4 protein-coding genes are annotated in these 2,119 nt (G+C 38.8%); all 4 read left to right on the top strand.

Going from position 1 to position 2,119, the window contains the following annotated elements; all coding sequences use genetic code 11:
• Positions 1-168: 168 nt before the first annotated feature.
• On the top strand, positions 169-420 hold the full coding sequence (locus tag LACDD01_RS06960) for a hypothetical protein (RefSeq protein ID WP_061413931.1): 252 nt from the start codon (positions 169-171) through the stop codon (positions 418-420).
• Complete coding sequence (locus tag LACDD01_RS12575) at positions 417-1,640, top strand: collagen-like domain-containing protein (RefSeq protein ID WP_061413930.1); 1,224 nt, start codon at positions 417-419, stop codon at positions 1,638-1,640. Before LACDD01_RS06960 ends, LACDD01_RS12575 begins: the two co-directional genes overlap by 4 nt.
• Positions 1,630-1,776: a hypothetical protein gene (locus tag LACDD01_RS11850; protein ID WP_156468498.1), complete on the top strand. Its 147-nt coding sequence runs from the start codon at positions 1,630-1,632 to the stop codon at positions 1,774-1,776. Before LACDD01_RS12575 ends, LACDD01_RS11850 begins: the two co-directional genes overlap by 11 nt.
• Positions 1,777-1,874: 98 nt before the next feature.
• On the top strand, positions 1,875-2,119 hold a 245-nt coding region (locus LACDD01_RS06950), incomplete at its 3' end, for a DUF722 domain-containing protein (protein ID WP_156468504.1).

Genomic DNA, 2,119 nt, shown 5'->3' with positions numbered 1-2,119 from the left:
GTTGTCGCTGTTGTAGTAGTGATAGTTAAAATATTATTTTTACTTTTAAAATAGCCCGTTTTAACCAAAATAAAAAAAGCCTTATAAAGGCAGTGATTACAAGGGAGTACAGCTTATAAAGCCACTTCCGATTATATTATATATTTACTATAGGTAAAGGAGAAGAAAATGACACCAAAACAAAAACTATTAAACGACATCAAAGAAGGCATGACAAATGGCAGCGTGACTTTATCTGTCGATATCGTCATACCAGATATGCCACGTAAAGAGACAGTAATTAATCACCGAGATAATTTCCTAGTGAAACATGATTACTATGAGAAAGCTTATGACGATTCATTGCGTTTGCTCACAAATTCGGAAATTCGCATTGCCTCTTATCGGATAGGTACGAATTATGTTGAGGTGCCAGAATGAACAGTACAAATTTAAGACGAATAGACGGCGGAGAACTCATCAAACAAGGAGATAGCTCAAGTATTTTGGCTTTTGAATTACTTGATGAGGATAACAAAAAAATTGACCTCACAGAAAAAAAAGCAATTGTGAGCTTTCAAAATTATAATAGAGAAACTCATTTCCGTAAAGAAGTTGACATAGAGGGCGAGAACAAAGTATCATTTACTATTGATAAATTTTTAGATATTTGTACGTACAATATAGAAATTACAGCCGGAGGCTATGTATTTCCGTCTGATCGGTCGATAGAAGTGAAAGTCGTTAAAAGCCATGATGATTACGTGGCTGAAGGTGAAATAAAAAAATATGCCACCACAGAAGACGTCATTGACCTTATCGAAGAGTATGGTGGGGGACCAGCAGGACCAGATGGGAAATCTGCCTACGACCTGTGGCTTGAAGCTGGAAATGAAGGAACAATTGAAGAATTCCTGACTTCCCTTATTGGTCCAGAGGGTAAGACAGCTTATGAGGTTTGGCTTGAAGCAGGTCACATGGGATCACCGGAAGATTTTCTTGAGTCACTCAAGGGGGAAGCAGGCGAACCCGGTAAAGACGGTGAAAAGGGACCGGTTGGACCGCAAGGAGAGCCGGGTTCAGAAGGCTTGCCAGGTAAAGACGGAGTCGAAGGTGAACAAGGAAAGTCTGCCTACCAAGTTTGGCTAGATCTTGGAAATACAGGATCTGAACAAGACTTCATTGATTCCTTGAAGCCAGAAATTACACATCGTGCACCGACTGCCTATACTTTGGATAGAACAACTCATCCTTGGACCATCTGGTTTGATAATGGAAGTGGCCTAGTATTTCCTGATTATTCCACTACAGCAACAGTATATGGTTACGGCTATGGTTCTGGAGGCTTTCTGTCGCAAAGAGTAGAAAAATATCCATTAGCGGTGAATATTATTCGCTCCTCAAATGGTAGCTTGAGTATTGACAAGTGGAAAGCGACAGAAAATGGTGTGGCATCTTATTGGGCTGATAGCACGAAAATTCTCTCGCCTTTGCAAGATGCTTCTCAATTTGATTTTGGTGCAGCATATTATAACGAAGATGATACAGACAATCTTTCGCTGATTCGTCAGAAGAATATCATACGTACGATGTTTGAACTGGGAGTATGGTCAGAAGCGGATATCTTAGATTTAGGAGCGGTGAGAAAGAATGAAAAATAAAAAAATGAGTACGATTTTTGGCGAGTTTATTGGAATGATACTCGTTGGGGTAATTATTGTAGTAGCTCTCTTGGTATGCGCAGTAGTTTTAGGATTTCTATTAAGACTTGCACAAGCTCTTTGGTTTGTAAATTAAAAAAAGCAAAAAAGCAAAAAAGTAAAAAAGCCCGCGGGTAACGGGCTTAGGGATTTATACTTTCTATCTAAATTATACCACATAGGGAGGTTAAAGTTTTGGCTGATAAGTTAGATAGGATTATTGGAGATTATGTGAATGGTCGATTAGATGCGAGGATAAAATCTATTGAAAGTAGATATCTCTACCGACAAAAAGTAGATAATCTTGGAATTCGCACAGCATATTCTGGTGGATCTGAGCCAGAAAGCAGTGCATTAAACAAAGAAGCTTTAGAAAACGATGAAGAATTAAAAGCGTTGAATGAGCTTAAATACCAGTTTCAAGTATGGTACGAGCCGTT

This window comes from Lactococcus sp. DD01 (assembly GCF_001578715.1).
GTDB classification, from domain to species: domain Bacteria; phylum Bacillota; class Bacilli; order Lactobacillales; family Streptococcaceae; genus Lactococcus; species Lactococcus petauri.
Note: the sequence above shows the minus strand (reverse complement) of the source record. Positions and strands in the feature narration are given on the sequence as shown.